This window comes from Virgibacillus salexigens (genome assembly GCF_000723585.1).
Classification (GTDB): Bacteria; Bacillota; Bacilli; order Bacillales; family Amphibacillaceae; genus Virgibacillus; species Virgibacillus salexigens.
This window is the reverse complement of sequence record NZ_CCDP010000001.1, coordinates 1,343,945-1,368,312: the sequence shown is the minus strand read 5'-3', so window position 1 is coordinate 1,368,312 and position 24,368 is coordinate 1,343,945. Positions and strand designations below refer to the sequence as shown.

Annotated in this window: 28 protein-coding genes and 1 riboswitch; of the genes, 4 read left to right on the top strand and 24 right to left on the bottom strand. The window is 36.8% G+C overall.

What is annotated here, in order from left to right:
* Positions 1–225 precede the first annotated feature (225 nt).
* The 10 genes from nagB to BN990_RS06055 all read right to left on the bottom strand — a co-directional run bounded on the left by nagB (position 226) and on the right by BN990_RS06055 (position 6,983).
* The gene (gene nagB / locus BN990_RS06090; protein ID WP_021289119.1) at positions 226–951 is read right to left on the bottom strand and encodes a glucosamine-6-phosphate deaminase; all 726 of its coding nucleotides are present in this window, start codon (positions 949–951) and stop codon (positions 226–228) included.
* Positions 932–2,134: an N-acetylglucosamine-6-phosphate deacetylase gene (gene nagA / locus BN990_RS06085; RefSeq protein WP_038242951.1), complete on the bottom strand. Its 1,203-nt coding sequence runs from the start codon at positions 2,132–2,134 to the stop codon at positions 932–934. Before nagA ends, nagB begins: the two co-directional genes overlap by 20 nt.
* A gap of 212 nt (positions 2,135–2,346) precedes the next feature.
* A complete protein-coding gene (locus BN990_RS22900; RefSeq protein ID WP_021289121.1) occupies positions 2,347–2,508 on the bottom strand; it encodes a hypothetical protein in 162 nt (53 codons plus the stop codon).
* A gap of 309 nt (positions 2,509–2,817) precedes the next feature.
* The gene (locus BN990_RS06080) at positions 2,818–3,144 is read right to left on the bottom strand and encodes a helix-turn-helix domain-containing protein (protein WP_021289122.1); all 327 of its coding nucleotides are present in this window, start codon (positions 3,142–3,144) and stop codon (positions 2,818–2,820) included.
* 73 nt (positions 3,145–3,217) lie between these two features.
* Positions 3,218–3,340 carry an anti-repressor SinI family protein gene (locus BN990_RS21840; protein ID WP_148530708.1) on the bottom strand — a complete coding sequence of 41 codons (123 nt, stop codon included), beginning with the start codon at positions 3,338–3,340 and terminating at the stop codon, positions 3,218–3,220.
* Positions 3,341–3,366: 26 nt separating this feature from the next.
* A riboswitch (cyclic di-GMP riboswitch) is annotated at positions 3,367–3,451 on the bottom strand.
* Between the two features lie 125 nt (positions 3,452–3,576).
* Positions 3,577–4,230: a hypothetical protein gene (locus tag BN990_RS06075; protein ID WP_051739036.1), complete on the bottom strand. Its 654-nt coding sequence runs from the start codon at positions 4,228–4,230 to the stop codon at positions 3,577–3,579.
* Between the two features lie 24 nt (positions 4,231–4,254).
* A complete protein-coding gene (gene sipW / locus BN990_RS06070; RefSeq protein ID WP_038242950.1) occupies positions 4,255–4,833 on the bottom strand; it encodes a signal peptidase I SipW in 579 nt (192 codons plus the stop codon).
* The gene (tapA, locus tag BN990_RS06065; protein WP_081856119.1) at positions 4,833–5,651 is read right to left on the bottom strand and encodes an amyloid fiber anchoring/assembly protein TapA; all 819 of its coding nucleotides are present in this window, start codon (positions 5,649–5,651) and stop codon (positions 4,833–4,835) included. The genes sipW and tapA overlap by 1 nt, the downstream gene beginning before the upstream one ends.
* Before the next feature lie 99 nt (positions 5,652–5,750).
* Positions 5,751–6,317, bottom strand: coding sequence for a TasA family protein (locus BN990_RS06060; protein WP_021289128.1), 567 nt, complete (start codon positions 6,315–6,317; stop codon positions 5,751–5,753).
* 90 nt (positions 6,318–6,407) lie between these two features.
* Entirely contained in the window at positions 6,408–6,983 is a 576-nt protein-coding gene (locus tag BN990_RS06055) for a TasA family protein (RefSeq protein ID WP_021289129.1), read from the bottom strand.
* Positions 6,984–7,360: 377 nt separating this feature from the next.
* On the opposite strand from BN990_RS06055, the gene BN990_RS06050 reads away from it, so the two are divergent.
* From BN990_RS06050 to BN990_RS06040, 3 genes are all read left to right on the top strand, one after another.
* Positions 7,361–7,948 carry a class D sortase gene (locus BN990_RS06050; protein WP_021289130.1) on the top strand — a complete coding sequence of 196 codons (588 nt, stop codon included), beginning with the start codon at positions 7,361–7,363 and terminating at the stop codon, positions 7,946–7,948.
* 111 nt (positions 7,949–8,059) lie between these two features.
* Complete coding sequence (locus BN990_RS06045) at positions 8,060–9,004, top strand: LCP family glycopolymer transferase (protein ID WP_021289131.1); 945 nt, start codon at positions 8,060–8,062, stop codon at positions 9,002–9,004.
* A gap of 110 nt (positions 9,005–9,114) precedes the next feature.
* Positions 9,115–11,133, top strand: coding sequence for a penicillin-binding transpeptidase domain-containing protein (locus tag BN990_RS06040; protein WP_021289132.1), 2,019 nt, complete (start codon positions 9,115–9,117; stop codon positions 11,131–11,133).
* Between the two features lie 58 nt (positions 11,134–11,191).
* On the opposite strand, the gene BN990_RS06035 is transcribed toward BN990_RS06040, so the two are convergent.
* The 9 genes from BN990_RS06035 to pxpB all read right to left on the bottom strand — a co-directional run bounded on the left by BN990_RS06035 (position 11,192) and on the right by pxpB (position 18,423).
* Complete coding sequence (locus BN990_RS06035) at positions 11,192–11,632, bottom strand: IDEAL domain-containing protein (protein ID WP_021289133.1); 441 nt, start codon at positions 11,630–11,632, stop codon at positions 11,192–11,194.
* 275 nt (positions 11,633–11,907) lie between these two features.
* A complete protein-coding gene (locus tag BN990_RS06030) occupies positions 11,908–12,261 on the bottom strand; it encodes a DUF779 domain-containing protein (RefSeq protein ID WP_021289134.1) in 354 nt (117 codons plus the stop codon).
* A 21-nt stretch (positions 12,262–12,282) separates the two neighbouring features.
* Positions 12,283–13,806: an acetaldehyde dehydrogenase ExaC gene (exaC, locus tag BN990_RS06025; RefSeq protein WP_021289135.1), complete on the bottom strand. Its 1,524-nt coding sequence runs from the start codon at positions 13,804–13,806 to the stop codon at positions 12,283–12,285.
* A 187-nt stretch (positions 13,807–13,993) separates the two neighbouring features.
* On the bottom strand, positions 13,994–14,176 hold the full coding sequence (locus tag BN990_RS06020; RefSeq protein WP_021289136.1) for a cold-shock protein: 183 nt from the start codon (positions 14,174–14,176) through the stop codon (positions 13,994–13,996).
* Positions 14,177–14,484: 308 nt separating this feature from the next.
* Positions 14,485–15,228 carry a Cof-type HAD-IIB family hydrolase gene (locus BN990_RS06015; protein ID WP_021289137.1) on the bottom strand — a complete coding sequence of 248 codons (744 nt, stop codon included), beginning with the start codon at positions 15,226–15,228 and terminating at the stop codon, positions 14,485–14,487.
* A gap of 128 nt (positions 15,229–15,356) precedes the next feature.
* The gene (locus tag BN990_RS06010; protein ID WP_038242941.1) at positions 15,357–15,953 is read right to left on the bottom strand and encodes a pyroglutamyl-peptidase I; all 597 of its coding nucleotides are present in this window, start codon (positions 15,951–15,953) and stop codon (positions 15,357–15,359) included.
* A gap of 21 nt (positions 15,954–15,974) precedes the next feature.
* Positions 15,975–16,919: a 5-oxoprolinase subunit C family protein gene (locus BN990_RS06005; RefSeq protein WP_021289139.1), complete on the bottom strand. Its 945-nt coding sequence runs from the start codon at positions 16,917–16,919 to the stop codon at positions 15,975–15,977.
* A gap of 12 nt (positions 16,920–16,931) precedes the next feature.
* A complete protein-coding gene (locus tag BN990_RS06000; protein WP_021289140.1) occupies positions 16,932–17,696 on the bottom strand; it encodes a LamB/YcsF family protein in 765 nt (254 codons plus the stop codon).
* Positions 17,683–18,423 carry a 5-oxoprolinase subunit PxpB gene (pxpB, locus tag BN990_RS05995; RefSeq protein ID WP_021289141.1) on the bottom strand — a complete coding sequence of 247 codons (741 nt, stop codon included), beginning with the start codon at positions 18,421–18,423 and terminating at the stop codon, positions 17,683–17,685. The genes BN990_RS06000 and pxpB overlap by 14 nt, the downstream gene beginning before the upstream one ends.
* Positions 18,424–18,592: 169 nt before the next feature.
* On the opposite strand from pxpB, the gene BN990_RS05990 reads away from it, so the two are divergent.
* Positions 18,593–20,242: an SLC13 family permease gene (locus tag BN990_RS05990; protein ID WP_021289142.1), complete on the top strand. Its 1,650-nt coding sequence runs from the start codon at positions 18,593–18,595 to the stop codon at positions 20,240–20,242.
* Positions 20,243–20,461: 219 nt separating this feature from the next.
* Here BN990_RS05990 and BN990_RS22500 read toward each other — a convergent pair whose 3' ends face one another.
* From BN990_RS22500 to BN990_RS21835, 5 genes are all read right to left on the bottom strand, one after another.
* Positions 20,462–20,626: a hypothetical protein gene (locus tag BN990_RS22500; RefSeq protein ID WP_021289143.1), complete on the bottom strand. Its 165-nt coding sequence runs from the start codon at positions 20,624–20,626 to the stop codon at positions 20,462–20,464.
* A gap of 4 nt (positions 20,627–20,630) precedes the next feature.
* Positions 20,631–21,842, bottom strand: a complete 1,212-nt coding sequence (locus BN990_RS05985; protein WP_031334991.1) for an MFS transporter — start codon at positions 21,840–21,842, stop codon at positions 20,631–20,633.
* Positions 21,843–21,879: 37 nt separating this feature from the next.
* Positions 21,880–23,109: a CynX/NimT family MFS transporter gene (locus BN990_RS05980; protein ID WP_238323670.1), complete on the bottom strand. Its 1,230-nt coding sequence runs from the start codon at positions 23,107–23,109 to the stop codon at positions 21,880–21,882.
* A gap of 185 nt (positions 23,110–23,294) precedes the next feature.
* Positions 23,295–23,519 (bottom strand): hypothetical protein, encoded by a 225-nt coding sequence (locus BN990_RS05975; protein ID WP_021289146.1) that lies wholly within the window; start codon positions 23,517–23,519, stop codon positions 23,295–23,297.
* A gap of 500 nt (positions 23,520–24,019) precedes the next feature.
* Positions 24,020–24,115, bottom strand: a complete 96-nt coding sequence (locus tag BN990_RS21835; RefSeq protein WP_081674573.1) for a putative holin-like toxin — start codon at positions 24,113–24,115, stop codon at positions 24,020–24,022.
* Positions 24,116–24,368: the final 253 nt, after the last annotated feature.

Sequence of the window (24,368 nt, the reverse complement as noted above, 5' to 3'; positions counted from 1 at the left end):
GTATCGGGTAAGTATAACCACTCATCCGTGTGGATGATCACAACCAAAGGGTTCCCACTGGAGCCAAGCCTTTTTCACTTGCTATAATTTACGACAACGCTATTCGTTAGGAATTAAAAAACGAACAATCCGAACTACCTGCCAAATATACTCGTATATGCAGATAAATCGTTCGGATTATTCTTTATCTAAACTACCTTTGACTTGCTTTTCGGTTGTAAAAAATTATAAAGATGAACACGCAGCTACATCCGCTATTATTCGTACATTTGGATGCCTATTAAGGATAGAGGCAGGGAAATCTTCCGATACTTCACCGTCCATCAACCTTGCAAGTGCTGCTGCTTTACTTTCTCCGGAGACTAATAAAATAATTTCGTTGCTTTCCATGATTGTTTCAATCCCCATCGTGATTGCCTGCTCAGGAACTTCATTAATGGATGAGAAGAAGCGTGCATTGGCTTCACGAGTAGAATCATCTAAATCAACAACATGGGTTCTACTTGAAAATGGAGTTCCTGGTTCATTGAATCCAATATGACCGTTTAAACCAAGTCCAAGAATTTGTATATCTACATTTCCCGTTTGTTGGATAAGCGACTCGTAATCTGAAGCTTCTTGCTTGAGATCAGGAGCATTCCCGTTTGGCAGGTGTGTTTGTTCACGCGGAATACCTATGTGTTTAAATAATTTTTCATTCATATAGTAATCATAGCTATTTTTATCAGCTTTGGGCAGTCCAACATATTCATCTAGGTTAAATGTATGTACATGGTTAAATGAAGCTTCATCATTTTGATAAGATCTTATTAAATGTTGGTATAAACCTTCCGGCGTTGATCCAGTGGCTAATCCTAACACCGGTAATGATGTATGATTTATTTTTTCAATGATAAATGAACATGCCCGTTCACTCATTTCATCATAATTGCTAACTTTTAATAATTCCATCCTTTGTATCCTCCTTATAAGCGACTACTCCTCGGCAAATGGTATACTTTATTGATAAGTTATCATCAACTAATAAAATATCTGCATCCTTTCCGATTGCTATACTACCTTTTGATTCGTACATATGAATTTGCTTAGCTGGGTTCTTCGCCGTCATTTCAATAATATTGTCAATAGTAACATCACTAAAATGAAGCATTTGTTGGGCACCTTCATACATCTTCAGGATACTTCCAGCTAAAGTTCCGTTTGCTAATAATGCTCGATCAGAAGTAACATTAACAGGTTGTCCACCTAATTCATATCCACCTGGAGGCAAGCACTTTGCCCGCATCGCATCTGTGATTAAAATAAGTCTTTCACTGCCCATATTTTGATAAATCATTTGCAGCATTTCATCCGTAACATGAATTCCATCTGCTATTAATTCTGCACGTAAGTCTTCGAGTTTAAACGCAGCACCTACTGCCCCAATATCCCGATGATGTATTCCATTCATTGCATTACACAAATGAGTAAGTTGACTGACGCCATACTCAACGGCCTTTTTTATTGTGTCAAAACCTGCATTTGTATGTCCCGCTGAAACATTTATCCCAGCATCTGCTAGTCTTTTTATAAATACTCCTTCCGGATCCAGCTCTGGTGCCATTGTAATTGTTTTAATGCAGTTTCCAGATATAGCTTGCCATCTTTCAAAGACATCTTCATTCGGTTCAACAATATATTCCATTGGCTGTGCCCCAGCCTTTTTCTTTTCTATAAATGGTCCTTCTAAGTGCACACCAATTATTTCTGCCTGACCAGCTTTACTCGAATATTGGGCAACATTTCGTAACGCTTGATCTATATTTTCCGGTGACTGCGTAATCGTTGTTGCTAAAAAGCTCGTCGTACCTTCTTTAGGCAGTACAGAAGCCATTGTATCTAACGCTTCCTCTGTAGCATCCATTACGTCTGCACCATTCGCACCATGAATATGACCATCAATGAATCCTGGAATCGCATTTAATTTGTTCCCATCTATAATCTGCACATGATCTGGTAAACTTTTTGGCTGATTATCTGAATAATAAATAGCCTCTATTTTTCCATCCATTAGTAAAATGGAACCTGATTTCACCATTTCATTTTCTGCATAAATCGATATGTTTTTAATAAAAATAGGGATAGTCTGCACCATTTATAACAACCAACCTTTCCTTCACTTTCATTAAAGTAGCACAACCAACAGGGAATGTCTAATAAACGTGAAATACACTGACTTTATTTTCTCCATCATTCACTTCCATAACAATGCTTTTACGTAAAGCTTTTTTTAACAAGGTCTATTTTACCATAATTTATGGATATAAAAAGCAGTGTTTTCTATGTAGAAAGAAAACACTGCTTTTATTAATCCGCGAATGACTGCTGTTGCGGAAGCTTCGTTAATTGGTTATTGCCAAGTTCATGAACTAACGCTTTCACCATTTCTTCGGAAGTTTGTATTTTATGATTTTCTGTTTCTTGAATTACTTTTCTTAGCAAGTTCTTATACTTCTCTTGCTCGCCCATTATATTCCCGCCCTTTACCTTTTCATTAAATTATAGATAAATAGCACTATAACATAAAACAAGACAATGATCTGTCGAACGATGTCGTATTTTTGAAAATTTAACGATATTTTAATAAAACATACGTAAATGATGCCTTTTTTCTGACCCATATGTCGATTTTTAAATTTAAACAAAAACCACCGAAGTTCTTTCTCCCTCTCCTCTATCCTATGCAAGAACCGAAGAAAATGGTAACGGAGAGCGCCTAAAGTCTTTAATAGTTCTTTTTCAAATCATAAAAAAGCCACAAGCATTTAGCCGTGGCAATCAATTTTTATTTATTCTCCATTTGTTAAATTCCAGATATTCTTTGAACTGTTCCTTTGACACTCCAGACTCCATTGCCTCTTGAACAATTTCAAGCCACTCATCGTCCAATTCCTCATGATGCTTTTTAGAATTTTCTTTTATTAACTCATTTACGGAGACGCCTAGGACTTTGCTAATCTTTTCGATAAACTGGATCGATGGATTAATTTGTATACTGCGTTCAATTGAGCTTAAATAAGATTTAGCAACTCCAGCCTTTTCAGCTAATTCTGAAATAGACATATTCTGGTTTTTCCGTAATTTTTTTATTTTTTCACCGATCAAGTTCTCACCCTCTTTCAAGTCGGATTATACCATAAATCAGGTGAGATATACTATAACCATTTCTCGTTCAAGGTCAGGTATTCTTTCCTTTACGCGTATGACGTAAAAATAATTGGATATCTGTTATAGGTATCCCCATACTTTTGGCCTGTTTTATTAATTCTACCCACTCTGAATCTAACGATACTTGCTTCATCAACGTTATCATCCCCCAATTAATATCCAGGAAGTCCAGCCATCATAACATGTATGTTTTAGATCTGTGACTTTGCGCCCGTACCTTTCAGCACGTTTGCCTTTTTCTGTCCACCTTTCTTTATGACTATCATACTATATTAAGTGTATGTAATCTCTAGCTTGTTTTGTCATAATTCAACTAGTTTTGTAACGTTGAATTTAAAAATTGAGACTACTTGTCGAGTTTTTGTACAACTATAGCTTTGATGATACATTCATTCTTTTCATCATCCTTATTATAAGATATAAAAACCCGCCGATAGCAATGAATATAAAGCCAAGTGTTACATAAAGAAATATATTTGTCGCTGTATTTGGAAGCGTTCCTCCGTCATTATTCCCATTATTATCACTATTAACTTTGCCTACGATATGTTGTTCATCCGTGCTATTCCCTTCCCCTTCTGCTATAAATACAAGTGAAAATGTAGTATTCAATGCTTGATAGTTATTTCCAAGGTGTTCAGGAAAGCGTACCGTAAATGTTACCTCTTGTTGATCCGAAGGGGACAAATCTTGAAATGTTAATTGTTTAAATTCATGTAATTTCCCTTCATAAAATACTTTATTTCCACTATTCACATGAATGTCTAATTGATTAAAAAGTTTCTCAGAGCCTTTATTTTTAAGCACAACCGAATAATCAAATGAGTTAGCACCATTATTAGTCACTTCAACAGTACGAGGAGCCCAATCCCCTGGTTTCATATTTTCAATATCAAATAGTATCTTATTTGGGGTAATTTCCATCGATAACGAATCATCAGCATAAGCGATGAACTGTCGATGTATTCCAAACCATGTAAAAACAAAAGTGAGTATTAACAACAAAAGAACTTTATACCTCATCTTATCTACCTCGCCTATTCATGCCTACTGCTGCTTAACTTCGGCATTATCCGATTTTTTGGTATCTTCCAGTTGGGCCAATGCTCTCCAAATCGAAAATCCTGAATAAACTAACAACAACACTCCTGGAAGAATTAATAATAAAATACTCCCATTCGGCGATTGTGTAAAATCGATAAAATAACCAAGATAAGGAATTGTAAATCCATGGTAAATCCCTACGACATTCTCTGCCAAAACTGGGCTTGTATCCACTGCGTTATTATTATCTCCTTTGGTTCTATAAACGACAGCGTTTTTTGTTTCCGTTACCTCTGTTATGCGGTGGGTCACTAATTTATTATCTTCCTCCATAAATGTAATAATATCTTTGTCTTGGAAATTAGAACCATCTTCTACCATTTTAATAGCAATAATAGAGCCTGTTTGGATCCCCGGCTCCATGGATCCAGATAGCACGGTTTTCAACTGATAGCCAAATAGTTCTGGTTCACCGCCTGTTATTTTAGTAACGGTTACGATACCTGCAACAGTTATCAACATGATAAATAATATGGCTGTTATGATATGATTAGACCATTTAAACCATGTTTTACTTCTCATTAATCTTCCTCCTTATTTGCCTCTTTTTCTTTTAAATCTGCTGCCTCACTGGGTTGTTTTCCTTGGTTTTGAATTTTCTTATCATTTGATGTTTCAGCTTGTTTCTCTGGAGAGGTTGGCTGTTGTTCAGTTGAAGGGTTTGATTTTGAGTCCTGTTCTTTTTCATTTCCTTTTTCTTCAATTGGGTTCTCCGTACTAGATTTATCTTTGTCGATTTCCTTTTTTCTTTCTTGTGACTCCCCGTGCTGATCGCTTTTTTTCTGGCACTGCACGATTATTTTCTCACTCCACGTTGTTTGACCATCCGCTTGTATAACTGAAAATTGGTAAATCCCTGGACGACTTACAGTTACAGTTAGCTCAGTTACCTCTGTACGCTTTAAGGCCGTAACACTGCCTTTGTCTTTCTCAAGATTCACTCTTTCACCATGTTTTCTGGGAGTCCCTTGTTCAGCATAAAATACGTTATACGTTGCCGATTTCAACATATCTCCCTGGCCATCATTCCTTATTTTTGTCTTTAACATGGTCGAGTCACATGATTTGTTTTTTTGCGTATGGGAATTGATAAATGTCAGCAAAACGTTATTTTGTGGTTCTGGTGTTTTTTCCCAATTGTCTAATTCTATAATTCCGCTCATTTTCTCCCTATCATTAAAATGGGCCGTTGTGCTTGAAGTCATGTAGCTTCCTAGAAAAATAATAAAATAACATAAGAGAACAATCTTAAGGATGAGATACCAGCCAAAAAATTTTTTCTTATATTTATTTAATCTACTTCTTCTCATGACGCCCTTCCCACCTTTTTTCTTTGCCATTTTTGTGTCATATATTTAAACGGATAACATAATTGTTTTACGTTTAAATATATGACACATCGGAGGGAACAGAACTTTCCCTCCGCTATTAATCTGGTTTTATTGGACATTTGACTTTCCCTCTCGCTGTTTTGCCTCGAATATCCATGTCAATTCTATAGAATCCCTTTGGAAATGATTCTGATTTCCTTCATTATCCACAAATGTACAACGAATCGAGAACTTCTCTTGATTCCCCCCGGTTGGAAATGCATCTAATATAGGAAAGGGCTTCTTCTTCAAATCAGATAATTTCTTTTGAAAAACAACCTTTTCTTTCCCTTTCACATGATGTAGTAGTTCGACATGTATATAATCAGCAAGATTATCCCCATTGTTATTCTCACTTTTATCAATAACTTTATAGTCGGTAAGAAATTGTATTTCTCTCATGTCAATCGTTCCATCATTGGTTAAGGTAAAGTCACTTTCCATCGTGTCACCGGGTACAATATCTTTCATTTGAATAATCGATTGCTTATTGATTCCTAATTCCAATAATCCTGTTGCGAACGTATTCATTGTCTCTTCCTGATCATTGAAATACGAATAAGTTCCTCCACTAATTAAACTCACTCCAAGTAATGCTGTTGCCATGCTCATTGCCATTTTTTGTTTTAATGACATGCCATTGCCTCACTTTCTAATTAATGCTGTTGTGTGGAAGAAGTATGTAGAGGAAGTATGAAGCATAGCTTCTCTTCCTCTACAACTACTTTAACGCCGTTCTCCATCCGTCTGTTCTGCTTCTAGATGAAATTGAACATCTAATCCCGCTCCTTGTAAGAAGTTCTGATCCTCTCCATTATCAACAAAGGTTATTTTAATACGAATGGTATCATCGGTTCCCGTTGGAATTCCTTCCCCTTCCCTTACAAATGGCCACCATATCCAAAAACCTGGTGTAATATCGAGTTGATCCATTGTTTCTAATTCAGCAATGGTTTTTCCACTTAAATCATTAATTGGTTTTCCATCACTTGTTAGAAAATCCACTCGTAAATGATCTTTAAATTCGTCTGTTCCAGATGCTGAGGTGTTCATTAGTACTTTCCCAATATTTAATGTCCCTTCATTTGCCATATGAAAAGAACGAGTCATATAGTCGCCTGGTTTTAAATTTTCAATATCAAATGCAATGGTCGGATCAACCCCTAAATCTAAGGTTCCTGCAGCAAATGTATTATCAACCACTTCTTGATCACTGAAATATGCAAACGTACCTCCGCCAATTAATCCAATTCCTAACACAGCAGTAGCAATACCCATTCCCAGTTTCTTTTTAAAATTCATTTTTTTCCTCCTCTATCATAAAATATAAAATAAAAGCAAATATCATATTTCTTCATAAAACTCCCCCGCTATCCTCCCTTTTCAATTTAATATGTTGTTCTCTTATACGGTCATATCGTTTTTTATAACGAACAATACTTGCAGTATAGGTCATTTTTCTTAGATTGAAAACATTGAAAAACAAGCTTTATTTCTATATAACGAACAAAATACTTTTAATAACTCCTATTTACTTAAATTTAATAAGTTTTTTATTTTTTTGTTCTTTACTAAGATCGGAATAGAAATCTACGGCGCTTTTTTTATTTCAACCATTTCAGCTTTTATTCCATGTATGTTTTTTATATACTTAAAGAAAATGTGTAAGGAGTATCTCTATGAAAAAATTTGCCTTGCTGCTTATTTCAATTGGTTTTGTTTTTTTATGTTTTGGCGGCTATCAATGGTATACGACAGAAAAACAGCAGGAGGCATCTTTAACAAAGGCTAAAGATTTAGTGAAACAACCTAATTCAAGTACAACAAGTTTAGAGAAAGACAATATTAAAAAGGCTTTTACACCTGCAAAAGGAGAAACAGCTGGAATCTTACATATACCAAAATTAGAAGCCGACTTACCTATTGTTGAAGGAACGGATGAAGACGAACTAGAAAAAGGTGTTGGCCATTATGAGGGGACTGCTTACCCTAAACAAAAAGACCAAATTGTATTATCTGGTCATCGGGATACCGTATTTCGAAGAATGGGTGAACTAACGGTTGGGGATCATTTAACAATACAAGTACCCTATGGTGATTTCACCTATAGAATTACAGATACCAAAGTAGTTGATGCAGATAATCGTTCTATTATCATGTCAACAGCTCCCAAGGAAGTACTAACCTTGACTACGTGTTATCCATTTTCTTACGTCGGAAATGCCCCTGATCGTTATATTATTACTGCAATACCAATAAACAATTAATAGTTGTGAAATAAGACATAGACGAATATCACTATTTTCGATATAATTTATCAATGAATTATTTTTATTTTCAAACATTGCTGTCACTAAGTTAATAAAGAGGTGAATCAATTGAAGTCACGAGTCGAAAAACATAAAAAAAAACGTAGGTGGCCAATTTGGCTTGGTGGTATTGTACTTGCATTCATTATAGTCATTGGTGGCTTCTTATTTTATGTTTGGGATCAAATTGGCGATACCGTTGAATCCATGCATAACCCACTTGAAAGAGATAAGGACCCAGAACAACAGCAAGAATTAGAAGCTGTCTTTAATAATACAGAATCAGTAAATATTCTACTGCTTGGTGTTGATGAAAGATCTGGTGATAAGGGAAGATCTGATACGATGATGCTTTTATCCCTTAATCCGAATACAAATGCGATTAAAATGCTAAGTATTCCTAGAGATACTTATGTAACGATTCCTGGACGAGGTAAAGATAAAATTAACCATGCATATGCATTTGGTGGTGTTGAACTTTCAGTAGAAACCGTAGAAGATAATCTAGATATTCCCATCCATTATTATGCACAGGTCAATATGGAAGGCTTTAAACAAGGTATCGATGCACTCGGAGGCGTTACAGTAACTAATGATACTGCATTTTCTCAAGGTGGATCTCAGTTTCCTGTGGGGGAAGTTCAGTTAAATGGGGAACAAGCTCTTGACTATATTCGCATGCGCAAAGATGATCCACGTGGGGATTTAGGCAGAAACGAACGGCAACGAAGTGTCATTACAGCAGCAATTAATAAAGGCGCTCGTTTTTCCAGCATTACAAAAGTAGGGGATATCCTTACTATTCTAGGTGATAATGTCCAAACAAACCTTGATATGGATGACATGCAAACACTATTTAGTAATTATCGTGGAACAAGAAAAAATATCACTTCTATGGAGATAGAAGGTAATGGGCAACGCTTTGGTCAGCCAGAACGGTGGTATTACGTCGTATCTGATTCAGAATTCAATCGTATTACAACAGAGATTAAAGAGCATATGAATGAAAAATAGCTTCATATAGATAAAAACGTGGTAAAACATGGATGAATCATTCATCCATGTTGCTTCACGTTCATATGATTGATAATTGATGTGATTATGTTATGAAATAGGGGGTCATTATGAGAAAATTATTCGCAAGTTTCTTCGTTCTTTTTGTTGGCTTGCTTGTTGGATGTTCAGAGGACGAGGCTACACCAAATGATCGTTTCGAAACGTATGTAAACCATTGGAACGAACAGGAGTTTGATTCCATGTATAAAATGCTTCACTCCGATGCAGCCGACACGTATTCAACTGAAGAATATGTGGACAGGTATAATAAAATATATGGAGATTTAAATGTCTCGAAGCTTAACGTAGAATTTGATAAATTAAGTGAAGAAGCCATCGATACAGCAATGGATGAAGGAAAAGTAACAATTCCCTTTCATGTGAGCATGGAAACCATTGCTGGGCCAATATCCTTTGACTATAAAGCGAATCTTATTCAACAGGGAGAAGATGAAAATAAAAATTGGTATATTGCATGGAACCCTGGCTTTATCTTTCCAGAAATGAAAAATGGTGGAGAAATTTCTATTCAGTCAACTGCCCCAGCTCGCGGAGAGATTCGTGATCGTAATAATATGCCTTTAGCAATGAACGACACCATTTATGAAATTGGAATTATACCGGAAAAGTTAGGTGAAAACTCTGAACAAAATAAGAAAAAGATAGCAGAACTACTCGGCACTTCAGTGGAGGCAATCGATGAAAAACTAAATGCAAGTTGGGTAGAGCCAAATTTATTTGTACCAATTGCAAAAATCCCCAAAACCGAAGAAGCACTTTGGAATAAGCTAGTAGAGATCAATGGGATTACTAGACAAGAATCTACTGGACGTATCTATCCAGGTGGGGAAGCTGTTGGATCTTTAGTAGGTTATATTGGACAAATTACAGCTGAAGAACTGAAAGAGCAAGAACCTGGAGAATATGCAGCATCCGATGTCATTGGCAAACGGGGATTAGAAGAATTATATGAAGATCGTTTACGAGGAAAAAAAGGAAATAAGATTGTTGTAAGCAAAGATGGAAAAGAAACAGTACTTGCAGAGACAGAAGTTAAAGATGGTGAGAATGTTAAGCTCACAATCGATATTAATGTTCAAGAGAAAATATATCAAACATTAGATGGGGATATGGCAAGTGCGACTGTCCTTGATCCTAAAACAGGTGAAACGCTTGGATTAGTAAGCAGTCCATCATTTGATCCTAACGAAATTCTCTACGGAACAACACCTAACCTGTGGCAAAAGTTAGAAGATGATGAACGTAATCCATTACTTAATCGTTTCTATTCTACGTATGCCCCTGGGTCTGTTATGAAGCCAATCACAGCTGCAATTGGCCTTAAAAATGGCTCCATTGATCCAGAAGAAGGATTAAAAATTAATGGATTGACATGGAGTAATGGAGAAGGTTGGGGAGAGTATGAGGTTACTAGAGTATCCGAATCGAATGGTCCGGTCGACTTACATGACGCGCTTGTGCGATCAGATAATATTTACTTTGCCATGCAGGCAGTTCATATGGGATCTGAAGCTTATGTAACAGGTTTGAAAGACTTTGGTATTGGCGAAGATATTCCATACGAATATCCTATTACAGCTTCAACGATTTCATCCTCTGGAAATTTAGATGATGAAGTATTGCTTGCAAACACGAGTTATGGACAAGGCGAAATCGAAATGAGTTCCTTACATCTTGCTGCTGCTTATACCACCTTTATAAATAGTGGAGATATGATTAAACCAACATTTCTTGCTGATGAGGAAAAGTCACAAATATGGAAAGAAGATTTATTAACTTCGGAACAAGCGAAACGGATAAGTAGTGATTTACGAGATGTAGTAGAAAATGGAACAGCAGCATCTTATGCAGATGAAGCCAACTTTGATCTATCCGGAAAAACCGGTACTGCTGAGTTAAAACTAACTACAGAAGGGGAAGGGGAAGAAAATGGTTGGTTTGTTGGTTATCCAACAAAAGAACAAGATATTTTAATTTCGATGATGATTGAGGAAACAAAGGAACGCAGTGGAAGTGGTCATACTACTAAAAAAGCGATAGAAATTTTAAACAAATTGAAAGACTAGTTTAGCACAAAGCAAAAAGGAACTCTCTTACTTGAGAGTTCCTTTTTGCTTTGCTTCTTTAAAGTAATTTAAGTAACTCATTAAATGCATGTTCATCTTTATTATCTAGCGCTTTATCAATTAATCGCTTCACATTCCATTGTTCTAATTGGTCAATGATTAAATCGTTTGTATAATTAGAGGCGTAGGCAGCTGTTTTAATAGCGTAATCTCTATTTGCTAAAATGATATTCAGCTCTTTTACAAAGCTAGGCATGTGTAATAAATAGGATAAATTTAAATAGATGGTCTCTGTTCGATGTCCAAAGGCAAATAGAGTTCGAGCATTCTCAAGTGCTAACGTTTTTTGATTGATAATTATTTCCTTTCCTGCTGATGGAACATAGGTAAAAGTTTTACCATTATAATTAAAGGAAAAATCGATGTTTCTTATGTTAACATAAAGATAATCTTGATCGAATTTAATACTATTTGGCCTACTACTTTTAGCATATCGCATTTTACTGCCTCCTTATTAAAATCGATTTATTTTGTTCTTAGATAAGAACATCTAATGACAGTATAAACGATTATTCTGCAAATTCAAACAACCAAATACGGGTTTATTGACTTAATAAAGAACAATTAGTTAGAAATACTAGAATATTCTCAATTTAGCGCAAAATAACTACTTTTTTACTACAAGAGGATATATACCTAGATAAGCAACTTAAAATAATGTATAAGGCGATTTAGCAAACATAAAAGAGGTCCGCATGTATCGCGGAACCTCTCTCAATTTAATTCCATTTGTTCTGCTTCGCTAAATACGCGTGATCTTGTTAAAAACCGTTTTCCTTCTGGTCCTTCAAGTGAAAACATCCCGCCTCTACCATCAACTGCATCTATGATCAGCTGTGTGTGTTGCCAATACGCATATTGATCTTTAGAAATGTAAAAAGGGGTTTCCCCTATACTGCCTAATAATACATCAGATTCCCCTACTCTAAATTCATCTCGTGGGTAGCACATTGGTGAACTGCCATCACAGCAACCTCCAGATTGGTGGAACATTAAATCACCATGAACTGCTTTTAATTTTTCTATTAAATCAAGGGCTTCATCTGTTGCTGTTACTCGTTTAATCACATTATCACCCCTTCATTAAAGTTAAAATAATCCATCCGGCTGTTCACTATAACTTACTAATAAATTCTTCGTTTGTTGATAATGTCCAAGCATCATTAAATGATTCTCTCTTCCAATTCCTGATTTTTTATAGCCACCAAATGCAGCGTGCGCAGGATATTGGTGATAGCAATTTGTCCATACTCGCCCAGCTTCAATACCTCGTCCAAATCGATAAGCAGTATTCATGTCACGCGTCCATACACCGGCACCTAGGCCATACAAGGTATCATTAGCAATTGACATGGCTTCTTCTTTATCTTTAAAAGTTGCGACCGATAATACCGGGCCAAATATCTCTTCTTGGAAAACACGCATATTATTTTCACCTTTAAAGATAGTTGGTTCCACATAATAACCATTTTCTAGCTCTTCATCTTCTAGCTTATTCACATTCCCACCAATTAAAACATCAGCACCCTCTTGTTTACCAATATCAAGATAGGATTGGATTTTTTCCATTTGCTCTTGGGATGCCTGAGCTCCCATCATTGTGTTCGTATCAAGCGGATGACCAATCTTAATTTGTTTTACTCGCTCAATCGCACGTTCCATGAATTCGTCATAAATGGATTCATGGACGAGTGCACGTGATGGGCATGTACAGACTTCACCTTGGTTCAAGGCAAACATGACAAAACCTTCTATTGCTTTATCTAAGAAACCATCATCTTTGGCCATAACATCTTCAAAGAAGATATTTGGAGATTTACCCCCAAGTTCCAGAGTTACAGGTATGATGTTTTCCGAAGCATATTGCATAATTAGGCGCCCTGTTGTTGTTTCACCAGTAAAGGCAATTTTAGCAATTCTACTATTCGATGCTAGTGGTTTCCCTGCCTCTACTCCAAAGCCATTGATGACATTCACGACTCCATCAGGTATGAGATCCTTTATTAAATCCAGCCAAACATGAATCGATGCTGGAGTCTGTTCTGCGGGTTTCAATACCACACAATTTCCTGCTGCTAACGCTGGTGCAAGCTTCCATGTTGCCATAAGTAATGGAAAATTCCATGGAATAATTTGCCCAACTACCCCAAGTGGTTCATGGAAATGGTAGGCAACCGTATCATGATCGATTTGGCTGACTCCACCTTCTTGGGCACGAATTACACCAGCAAAATAACGGAAATGATCGATTGCAAGTGGAATATCTGCTGCTAAGGCTTCTCTTACTGCCTTTCCATTGTCCCATGATTCAGCTACTGCTAGCTTCTCTAAATTTTCTTCCATACGATCAGCAATTCTATTTAACATCAATGCCCGTTCTGTTACGGAGGTTTTTCCCCATGATTCTTTTGCTTCGTGTGCAGCATCCAAAGCTGCCTCTACATCTTCTTTTGTAGATCTTGCCATTTCGCAAAATACCTTTCCCGTAACCGGGCTCACATTCTCAAAGTATTTCCCATTTGCAGGTGGACGATATTCTCCACCAATAAAGTTATCATACTTTTCCTTGAAGTCTACCACAGCACCTGCTGTGTTCGGATTTGCATATTTCATATATGATTTCTCCTCCTTTTCCAAAGCTCACTTATGGTGAGATCTAGTATGAACATCTATAAAAAATATAACAATATGTTCTAAATTATTCCAACATTTTGACCACAGAAAATTGAAATAAAAAACCCCTGATTTACTTATCAGGGGGTAGACCGAACAACCTTTTATTTAGAGATACTGTGGCATGCTATTTAACCTCAGGAAGTACTCTTACTTCCTGCTTCATGGAAGATTGGCATAATGGACACCTTGGTTCATCTTCAAAACTATACGATTCCCTCATCCAACCTTGACAATTGTCACTCGTGCATGACCAGACATTTGTTTCCACTTTTTGAACCGGCTCTTTTGGTCCACGTGAAAATGACATGAAAGCATCTCCTTTCCTGTAACACTTCTATTATACGCCTTTCCTCTTAATAAAGAAAGATCCTTGGATCCATTACAGGTATAAACTACATTGGCATCGTTTTGCTTATCTTATATAGGATAGACAAATTACATGAAGCTTATACTCTCATTTTTCCACTTACTAATAATTTATGAAAGTTTAATAATTAGTATGTTAATAAAATAAAAGCTGACAAAAAGTCAGCTTTTTCAATAGGACTGAAATATACACTTTTTTCTTTAGAAATATCGCAAATTCAACCAAATATCATCAGTCAATGTATATTTTTATAACACAAACCGTTCAATTACTTTTGCAACACCATCTTGATTGTTCGTATCCGTTACAAAATCAGCTGCTTGTTTAATTGCATCCTGAGCGTTCCCCATTGCTACACCAATTCCAGCTTCTTGAATCATCTTCATATCATTTAAGCTATCCCCAACAGCCATCATTTCTTCCATAGTAACACCTAATTTACTACATACGGTATGAAGTGCACGTGCTTTACTTACGCCTTTTGGATTTACTTCCATGTTTGTAGGCAGGGAGTTTGTTAATTCTAAGTCCTTCATATACGATAACTCTTTCATCATCTGATTTAATTTATCTTTATCATAGGATTCACAACCAAACTTCAACCATTTATGTTCATGAAAATCTTCCGGTTTTGTGTTACGATAAACACCGTCTGTAGATATCATCCAGCTGGATAAACCTAATTCTATCGCTAAATCATACATTTTTTCAATTTTATCTGTAGCTAATAAATGTTGTTCTACTAATTCTTTTTCTACTGTCCAAATTTCTCCGCCATTTGCTGTAACCATAAAAGAAGTTAATTGCAATGACTCTGCATATGGATAACAGGATTGTAAGCCTCTACCGGTACTCAATACAACATGGACTCCTTTGTCCATAGCTTCAGCAATTGCTTTACGTGTGGCTTTAGACACTTTATGTTCATTTGTTAGTAATGTGCCATCCATATCTAATGCGATTAGTCGAATTACTTTCTCTTGTTCGTCCATTATATATCCTCCAGCCTTTCGTTTCTTCTTCTGAATGCTCTCGTTTTTCAACCTATGTAGAATATTAAATATCTATTTATATCTACGTTATTGTAAACCATTTTTCTTACAGTAGCAATTATCCTCACTTACAAACAAGCAATAGATTCCCACACAGCTTTAGCTAAATCTTCATTTGACCAGCTGGGTACATTTCTTTCCAATCCCAATTCATGAGATGCTGGAATATGAATAAATCCTGACGGTCGATGAAGTTTTTGTTCTTTAAAATAATGCAGAGTGTGGTACATAACATTATTGCACAGATAAGTTCCAGCAGTATTAGATATTTCAGCTGGTAAATTCGCTTTTTTGATGTTCTGTACCATATGTTGGATTGGTAACGTTGAAAAATAACCATCTGGACCATTTTCAACTATCTTCTCCCCTGCCGGTTTGTATCCACGATTATCTATTGGTCCATCATTACAGTTGATCGCGATTCGCTCTGGAGTTACTAATCTCCTGCCTACTGCTACTCCTAAAGATACTACTGCATCTGGGTCATAGGTTTCAATTAATCTAACCATGTCAGATCCAGATTGTTGAAATTCAACTGTCAATACATGTCCAATAACCGCATAGTCACTGATAACTTGATTATGTAATTGTTCTACAATGTTTGTGGTTGGATTAACCGGGTTATCTAAAAAAGGCGCAAACCCTGTTAGTAACAATTTTTTCATGATCGTTACTCCCCCTATTATTTATAAATCTTTACGAAACATACTCCATTGATAGAATTGATTATTCAATTCTATTTGCCTTTTCTGTGCGTCTTCTAAAGATATTGGATAAAATGAGATTTTTCCTTTTGGTGCCAATTGGGCAACCTTAGGAAGATCTGCGCTACAGATAGTTCCTATCCGTGGATAGCCACCAGTTGTTTGACGGTCTGCCATTAGAATAATTGGTTGACCATTTGGTGGGATTTGTATTCCGCCAAATGGGACAGCATCAGACCACAGAACAGTATGACTTTTAGTTACAATTTTCTTGGATTGTAACCGGTATCCCATACGATTCGAATTTGTTTCTACCACATGCGTTTGTCTAAAAAATAAATTTCTAGCTTCCATAGAGAAATGGTCTGTATGGGGTCCCTCAATAACCCCTACCTTAATGGATTTCTGATACCTTGGCCGGACAGACTCTGATAAACCAATTTTTTTAGGAGCATGTCTTGGATAACCATAAATACATGGTACATTATCTAATGTGGTTCCAAATCCACTCTTTATATCTACTGATTGGCTACCAAAGAAAGAGGGACTATCAAGTTCACCGGCAATCGCTATATACGAGCGTACGCCATTCCGGTGGCCCTCAAATGTCAACACATCTCCTGCCTGAATTTGAATGGATGTATACATAGGTGCTTCTCTTCCATTTATTTTAGCTTCTAAATCTGCTCCAGTGATTGCTATTGTAATCGTGTCACAGGCTTCCAGTTTTGGGCCAACCAGTGTAACTTCCAAGCATGCAGTATTTCTTGAATTACCTACCACTATATTTGCGGCTTGTAATGCAAAATAATCCATCGCCCCCGATACAGGAACACCAAACTGCTGATATCCATAGCGACCAAGGTCCTGAAAGGTTGTATATATCCCAGGTTTATGTACTTTAAACAAAGCTATTCGTTCATACATGATACATTCCCCCTACTTCTCACCTAAACGCTTTATGGTAATTCCATTGTTAGATAAAGTAGTTTGCAATGCTTCAGCGAAAGCTACAGCATGTTTGCCATCCCCGTGTATACAAATCGTGTCTGCTTTTAAATCTATAATGGTACCGTCGATCGCTTTGACCTTCTGATCAACGACGATTCGTTTCATTTGTTCCGCTGCGTCTTTTACATCATAGATGAATGCTCCCTTTACATTCCTTGGTGTTAAAAACCCTTCAGCGGTAAACGTACGATCTGCAAAAACTTCTGAGGCTACGTTTATACCAGCTGCTATTCCAGCAGATAATAAAGCACTATTCGCTAATCCGATCAGTATCAGATTGGAATCCAAATCATATACTGCTCTTGCTATTGCGTCTGCAACCTTCTCGTCACGTGCTGCAAGATTATACAACGCTCCATGTGGCTTAACATGTTTTAATGTCACATCGTGTACCGAACAAAAGGCCTGTAATCCTCCGATTTGATAGATTATTAGCTGATAGATTTCTTCTTCTGTGAATTCCATCATACGTCTGCCAAATCCAGCGATATCAGGGAAACCTGGATGTGCCCCAATTCCAACCCTGTTCTTTTTTGCTAAACGTACGGTTCTCTCCATTACATGTGGATCTCCTGCATGCATCCCACAAGCTATATTCGCTGAACTAATATAGTTCATAATTGTTTCATCTTCACCTACCATGAATGCTCCGTAACTTTCCCCCATGTCACAATTAATGTCAATTGTTGTCATCAGAAGCTCCCTCCTTAATGGATACGTTAAAATCTCCTGCTTCAACCAAATTGAATATATAGCTATAATCATTTTCGCTTATGGCATAAAATTGAATACGATCTCCATTTTTAAATAAGAATGGCGCCTGTTTATCATACGGATTAAATAATTGCAGTGGACTTCTTCCAATTATATTCCAGCCTCCTGGTGATGAAACTGGATAAACCCCTGTTTGTTCCTGTGCAATGCCAACAGAACCCTTAACGATTGATGGGCGTGGTTCTTTTCGTCGAGGTGTGGCTATTTGTTTATCTAGACCGCCTAGATACGGGAAACCTGGTAGAAAGCCAATCATATAGATTAGATACGCAGGTTTTTGATGGATAGCTACCACATCATCGGGAGTTAATCGGTTATATGCAGCAACATATTCTAAATCAGGGCCATATTTCTCTCCATAACAAACAGGAACATGCACCGTTCGAACCGAAGACGTTGTACGGATCGATAGATTTGTCAACATTTCTTCCAGTTTTTTGGTTATTCTTTGAAAAGATATATCAATTGGTTGGTAATAGATCGTGACAGAATTATAAGCAGGAACCCATTCAATAACACCAGAAATAGATGCTTGTTCCAACTTATTACAAATACTTCGGATTTGGGCATTCATATATTCTGTTACTTCCCCAGCTGCCTGAATTTTAACAGCCGAATCACCAACCGCTTGTAAACGATATTCCATATTCATTCCCCCAACATCCTATTAGTAAAATGATATCATATTTTAGCTAAAAATGACTGAACCTTTGGTATTTTAGGGAATCACTTATTGAAAGCGCAACCAAAAATTCTTGATCAACATTAAATCTACGAATATAATAAATACTATGAATATTAAAGGAGGTAGGAACATGATTTCGACAACATGGAAATGGATGTGGGAAAAACATGATGAAGTAAAAGATATGTTTTCCTTTTTTGTTAAGCCCAAATCCTCCAAAATTTCTACCGGGAGATCGATTGATCCCTCAGGTTCATCTAACGGAAATGGTGATCACAACGGGGGACATCGTAATTATAAACCTGCACAATTAATCGGATTAATTCTTGGTCCATTGCTGTTTATTTTAACTTTACTTGTTTTTTCTCCCGAAGGTCTCTCAAAAGAAGGATTAGCGGTGTTAGCAAGTACTATTTGGATCGCTGTATGGTGGATGACTGAAGCGATACCGATTCCTGCTACCTCAATACTTCCAATCATCCTATTCCCATTAACTGGTGGATTAGACATTGATACAACTACATCTTCTTATGGTAGCGACACGATCTTTTTATTTATGGGCGGGTTTATGATCGCACTTACAATGGAGAAATGGAATCTACATAAACGAATTGCGCTTAACATTATTTCTGTCATTGGAACTAATACGAATCGAATTATTCTTGGGTTTATGGTTGCTACCGGATTTCTATCGATGTGGATTTCTAATACAGCAACAGCTATGATGATGGTCCCGATTGGTTTAGCAATTATTTATCAAATCTCAGATGCATTAAAGGATGATCCTTCCATCGATACTTCCAAGGAAAATTTCGCATTTGGTAAGGCCCTGATGCTTAGCATAGCTTATTCAGCATCAATTGGGGGAATTGCAACGTTAATTGGAACGCCACCAAATGCGGCACTTGCTGGCGTTATAAACGAAATGTACGGCATTCAACTATCATTTGCAACCTGGATGTTATTTGGTGTGCCAATTGCATGGATATTTATCTTTATTGCATGGATCTACCTGGTTAAAATTGCTTACCCTCCGAAGCTAAAACAGCTGCCTGGAGGAAAGGCAGTTATAACGGATGAAAAACGGAAGCTGGGAAAACCATCTGTTGAAGAAAAAGCTGTATTTGCCGTATTCATCTTAACTGCACTAGCTTGGATTAGCCGTTCATTTATTTTAGTTGAATGGAATGAGAATATCAATGACGCAATCATTGCGATGACAGCAGCACTTATTTTATTTATCATTCCATCTAAGAGTAGACAAGGAGATTTTTTATTAGATTGGAAAACAGCTGTAAAATTACCATGGGGCATTTTATTGTTGTTTGGTGGTGGACTTGCAGTAGCAGCTGGATTTACTGAATCGGGTCTTTCCGAATGGATTGGAAATCAATTAACTGCATTACAAGGGATTCATATTTTCATTGTTTTACTTGTCGTAACAGCATTAGTTATTTTCCTAACTGAAATCACCTCCAACACTGCAACAGCTAATATGATGTATCCGATTATGGCTGCACTTGCAGTCGCGCTTGGGGTTCATCCATTTGTAGTGATGATAGCAGCAGGTGTTGCGTCTTCTTGCGCATTTATGCTCCCAGTTGCTACACCACCGAATGCTGTTGTGTTTGGATCGAATTATTTGCGAATCCCAGATATGGCAAAGGCAGGAATAGCCCTTAATTTATGCGGAATCATTCTTGTAACCATTGCTGTGTATTTCTTGCTTCCCGTTGTTTGGGGCATCGATATTAATCACCTCCCTGACTTTGTAAAATAACCCCCTTCTTATGAAAATGAGGGAGGATGAGTAAATTAAAACGATAATACAAAGATTCTTGATAGTGCGGCTACAGCTTTTTTGGCTAATATGCAGCATTTACTAGCCGAAAGAATCTTCAAACGCGTATAGTTTTGAATGGAGTCGCCAAAAAGATTAAAAAATCGAACGTTTATCCGAATTCATTTTAACTCGGATAAACGTTCGATTTTACTTATTTTATGATTGCTTTCGAAAGCTTTTAGGGAAATTAAAGAGAATAAGGACAATTCCGATACCTAAGCTAATATAAGGAAGCATTAGCTTCGAATCTTCATAGATGTAATAGGCTCCTATCGCCGTAAGTATCCATCCGAGCGCTTCAATAAGGAGATGTTTAACCAAATGTTTATGCCCCCTTTCTAGCTGACTTTTTTTGAATCATACGTTGTAATAATTGAACAACAAAAAGGTAGAAAATTGGTAAGACAGCTATAAATAAAATTAATCCTTGCCAGCCATAGTTCCCCCAGATTGGGGAAAGAGCAGAACTACCAAGTGAAACACCTATATAATAAGATACGAGATAAAGACTTGAAGCACTTCCTTTATGATGTGTCGCTTGTTCACTTACTGCGGTAGCTGTTAACGAGTGCGCAGTGAAAAATCCTAAGCAAGTGACACATAATCCAACGATAATCCAAAACAAGGAAGCACTTAACGTCATTGCTATCCCTATCGATAAAACAGTAATCCCGGATATACGAACTTTCTTCAATCCGAAAATACCAGCTAACCAACCTGCAAACGGAGAACCAATGACGCCTAACCCATATGCAAAGAATAAATATGAAATAGCTTGTAAAGAAAGGGAGAACGGTTCACCTTGCATATAAAATGGCAAGAACGTCCACACCCCTGTGAACGATAACTGCAAAATGATACCTAGCCCAAAAACAAGAAGTAAACTTGGATCTTTTAAATGAAATAGAAATCCTTCTAAATCTTTACGAAAACTCAAACTACTAGACTGAAAGAAACGTGAGCTTGGGAGCATGAAATGGACAAGCATAAGGATAAGCATTCCGAACACCGCTAATCCAATAAACGCAATTTCCCAGGAGAACGTATCTGCTACATAACCAGTTGCCACTCTCCCAACCATTCCACCTAAAGCATTGCTAGATATATAGAGAGCGGTGGCTACACCTGCACTCCTTCGATCAATTTCTTCACTGAGATAGGCTAAAGCAGCTGCCGGCAATCCAGCAAGTGCAAATCCTTGGATAAATCTAAGCATTACGAAGATAAAAAAAGAATCCGTTAATGGCATAAAAAAGAATGGAAGTATGGAACCAATCAACGATAGTTTAATAAATATGGTTCTCCCTATTCGATCCGATAAGAAACCTAAAATAACTAATCCAATAATTAAACCTACAATCGTCATCGACAATGTTAAACTGGAGGCGGAGACTCCTATATCAAATGCCGTAACAAATACAGGCAGTAGTGGCTGTACGGCATACATACTCGCAAATATAAAAAAAGAAGCTAAAGCCAAACTAAGGGTGATTTTCCAAAAATAGAAATCCTTCATGCTATAAGCTCTCTCCTGCATAGTGTCACATCCAATACTTAAAATTGTACGCTCTGATTTATTCATCAAACACAAATTTATCTCTGCCAGCCCCCATACCAAATAAGATAACAATAATGGCAATAGTAACTAAAGTTATCAATGGGATACCCCATGTATGTGTTTGATCATAGAGAAAGCCTATAGAAAATGGTCCGAACGCAGCTAAGATATAACCAAATGATTGCGCCATTCCTGATAATTGTGCTGCTTCTATACCATTACGGGCTCGTAAACTAAGAATCGTTAACGCTAATGGAAATGTCCCACCGAGAGCCACCCCAATTAATACAACACTGAGTATCAGCATAAATGATGATTCTCCAAATAACAATGCTGTATAACCAGTAACAGAAAACAGTCCCATTATTAATACAAGCCCTTGCTGTGACCTAAATTTACCAGCCAACATTGGGACGATAAAACTAGCTGGCACTCCTATAAATTGCATAATAGACAACATCCAGCCAGCAGTGTTCACAGTAAATCCAGACGCATGGAGAATTTCGGGCAACCACGAAATCGTAACATAAAATAGAAAAGATTGAAAACCCATAAATCCAGCTACTTGCCAAGCTAATGGCGATTTCCAGATTCGATTGGATACAGGCTGAACATAATGGTATAAGGATCGTTCATTTGCACGCTTTTTCACTAGATAACCCCAAACAATGATACCAATGAGTGCTGGTACTGCCCATACAAAGAGAGCAATTTGCCAGCCCAGGTTAAGTCCGCTTGCTATCGGTACACTTAAGCCAGAGGCTGTTGCTGCAAATCCCCCCATAATTGTAGAATAAACACTAGTCATAATTCCTACCTTCGCTGGGAATTTTTCCTTTATGACACTAGGAAGGAGTACATTACAAATAGCTATACCAAACCCTATTAATAAAGTCCCTGCAAACAGAAAAAATATAACCGATAAGCTACGTAAACTAACTCCAATAAATAAAACAATTAAGCCAATTAACATTACACGTTCATTCGTATATCGATTACTAATCTTTGGCACGAGTGGGGACATGATTGCAAAAGCAATTAGTGGCAAACTAGTTAGAAACCCCACACTCCCGTTCGATAAGTTTAACTGATCTCGGATCGTTCCAATGATAGGTCCTACAGAGGTAATGGAAGGTCTTAAATTAAAGGCGATGACGACGATTCCAGTTACCAAAAGAATTTGATAAAAAGCTGGTTTTTGCTGATTTAATTGCTGCGTCTCCAATTGCTGTATCTCCCTTCTCAACATAATCCTTTTCTTAATATAGCATATCTTTGCTTTTAACTTTAAGGAAGAGCACTTATCCTTTCCTTTAGTCATTACTAATAAACAGCAAGACCCTTGTTCCATACAACAAATATAAGCACCCGCAACATAAAAAAGGTGTCGATATGTTTAATCGACAGCCTTTAGAATTGTTTCTATGGTTATCATTCCATATTTTTAAGGTATGTATCCAGCCAATTCATTTGCGCGCCAATCCAGTATTCGCGACCTTTATAGAATGAATAACAATTGCACTGATACCTTTCGTGATATACAACGGATGCTAAATAACAAATTTGTTTTTGATGATAAGGAATCTGACAAGCACTTGTTTTGTGAGGATATACGTGTATACCGCGTTCTTTCTTATCTTCCGATTCTGCTTGCATTTTAGTACCTCCTTTATTTCTCCCTCCTTTTTGTATATACCAGTTGTCGATGAAGAGGCAGGTTTCATACTGATACAAATCCATTTTTTCTATAATTTGTAAAAATAATATGACTATATTCCTATTATCTCATATTCGTCAAGGTTTTGCTTTGTTAGCAATTTTGTCGATTTTGTATCGAATAACTATCGATATCCTGTTAAACATCGTCAAACTATGTCAATATATGTTTCATTATCTAGAATCAAAAATAAGATTTTAGCGAAATTTGTTATTTATTATCATATGTGACAAATTTGTGAACTTTTTATTTACATATGATGCCAAGAACAAATAAGTCGGCTTATTCTTTTTGTTTGTGGTATACTATGGGTAGAAGGATGCATATACTAAAAAAGGACCACAGCGGCAACTGTGGTCGATGATAAGCGGTTCCTAAGGGATCGGCTATCCTGAAATAGGCCTCTCCGTTCATGCGTTAGTGTCGTCGTAAGGGAGGTCTATTTTTTATTGATGATTCGAATGATTAGTGTCAAAAAAGCGACCAAAAAGGTGCCAAACGAAAACATCACCATAATCACTTCATAAATGTTCAATTGGCTCACCCCCTCCTTATCAATAGGGCTAGCCTTGTAATCCCAAAGAACATTATCTGTTAATAGTATACCATAGATGAATGATTAAATACGTAAAAACAGAACATTTGTTTGGTTTCCTGGTAATTTTCTCTTTTTACTATACAAACAGGCCTTACTTACTGCTTGTATACTGCATTGTATGTCATTTTTTATGTACGATGTAATGCATTTGATGTGTTTTCTATGCAATTTGGTTATTGTTATCAGTAAA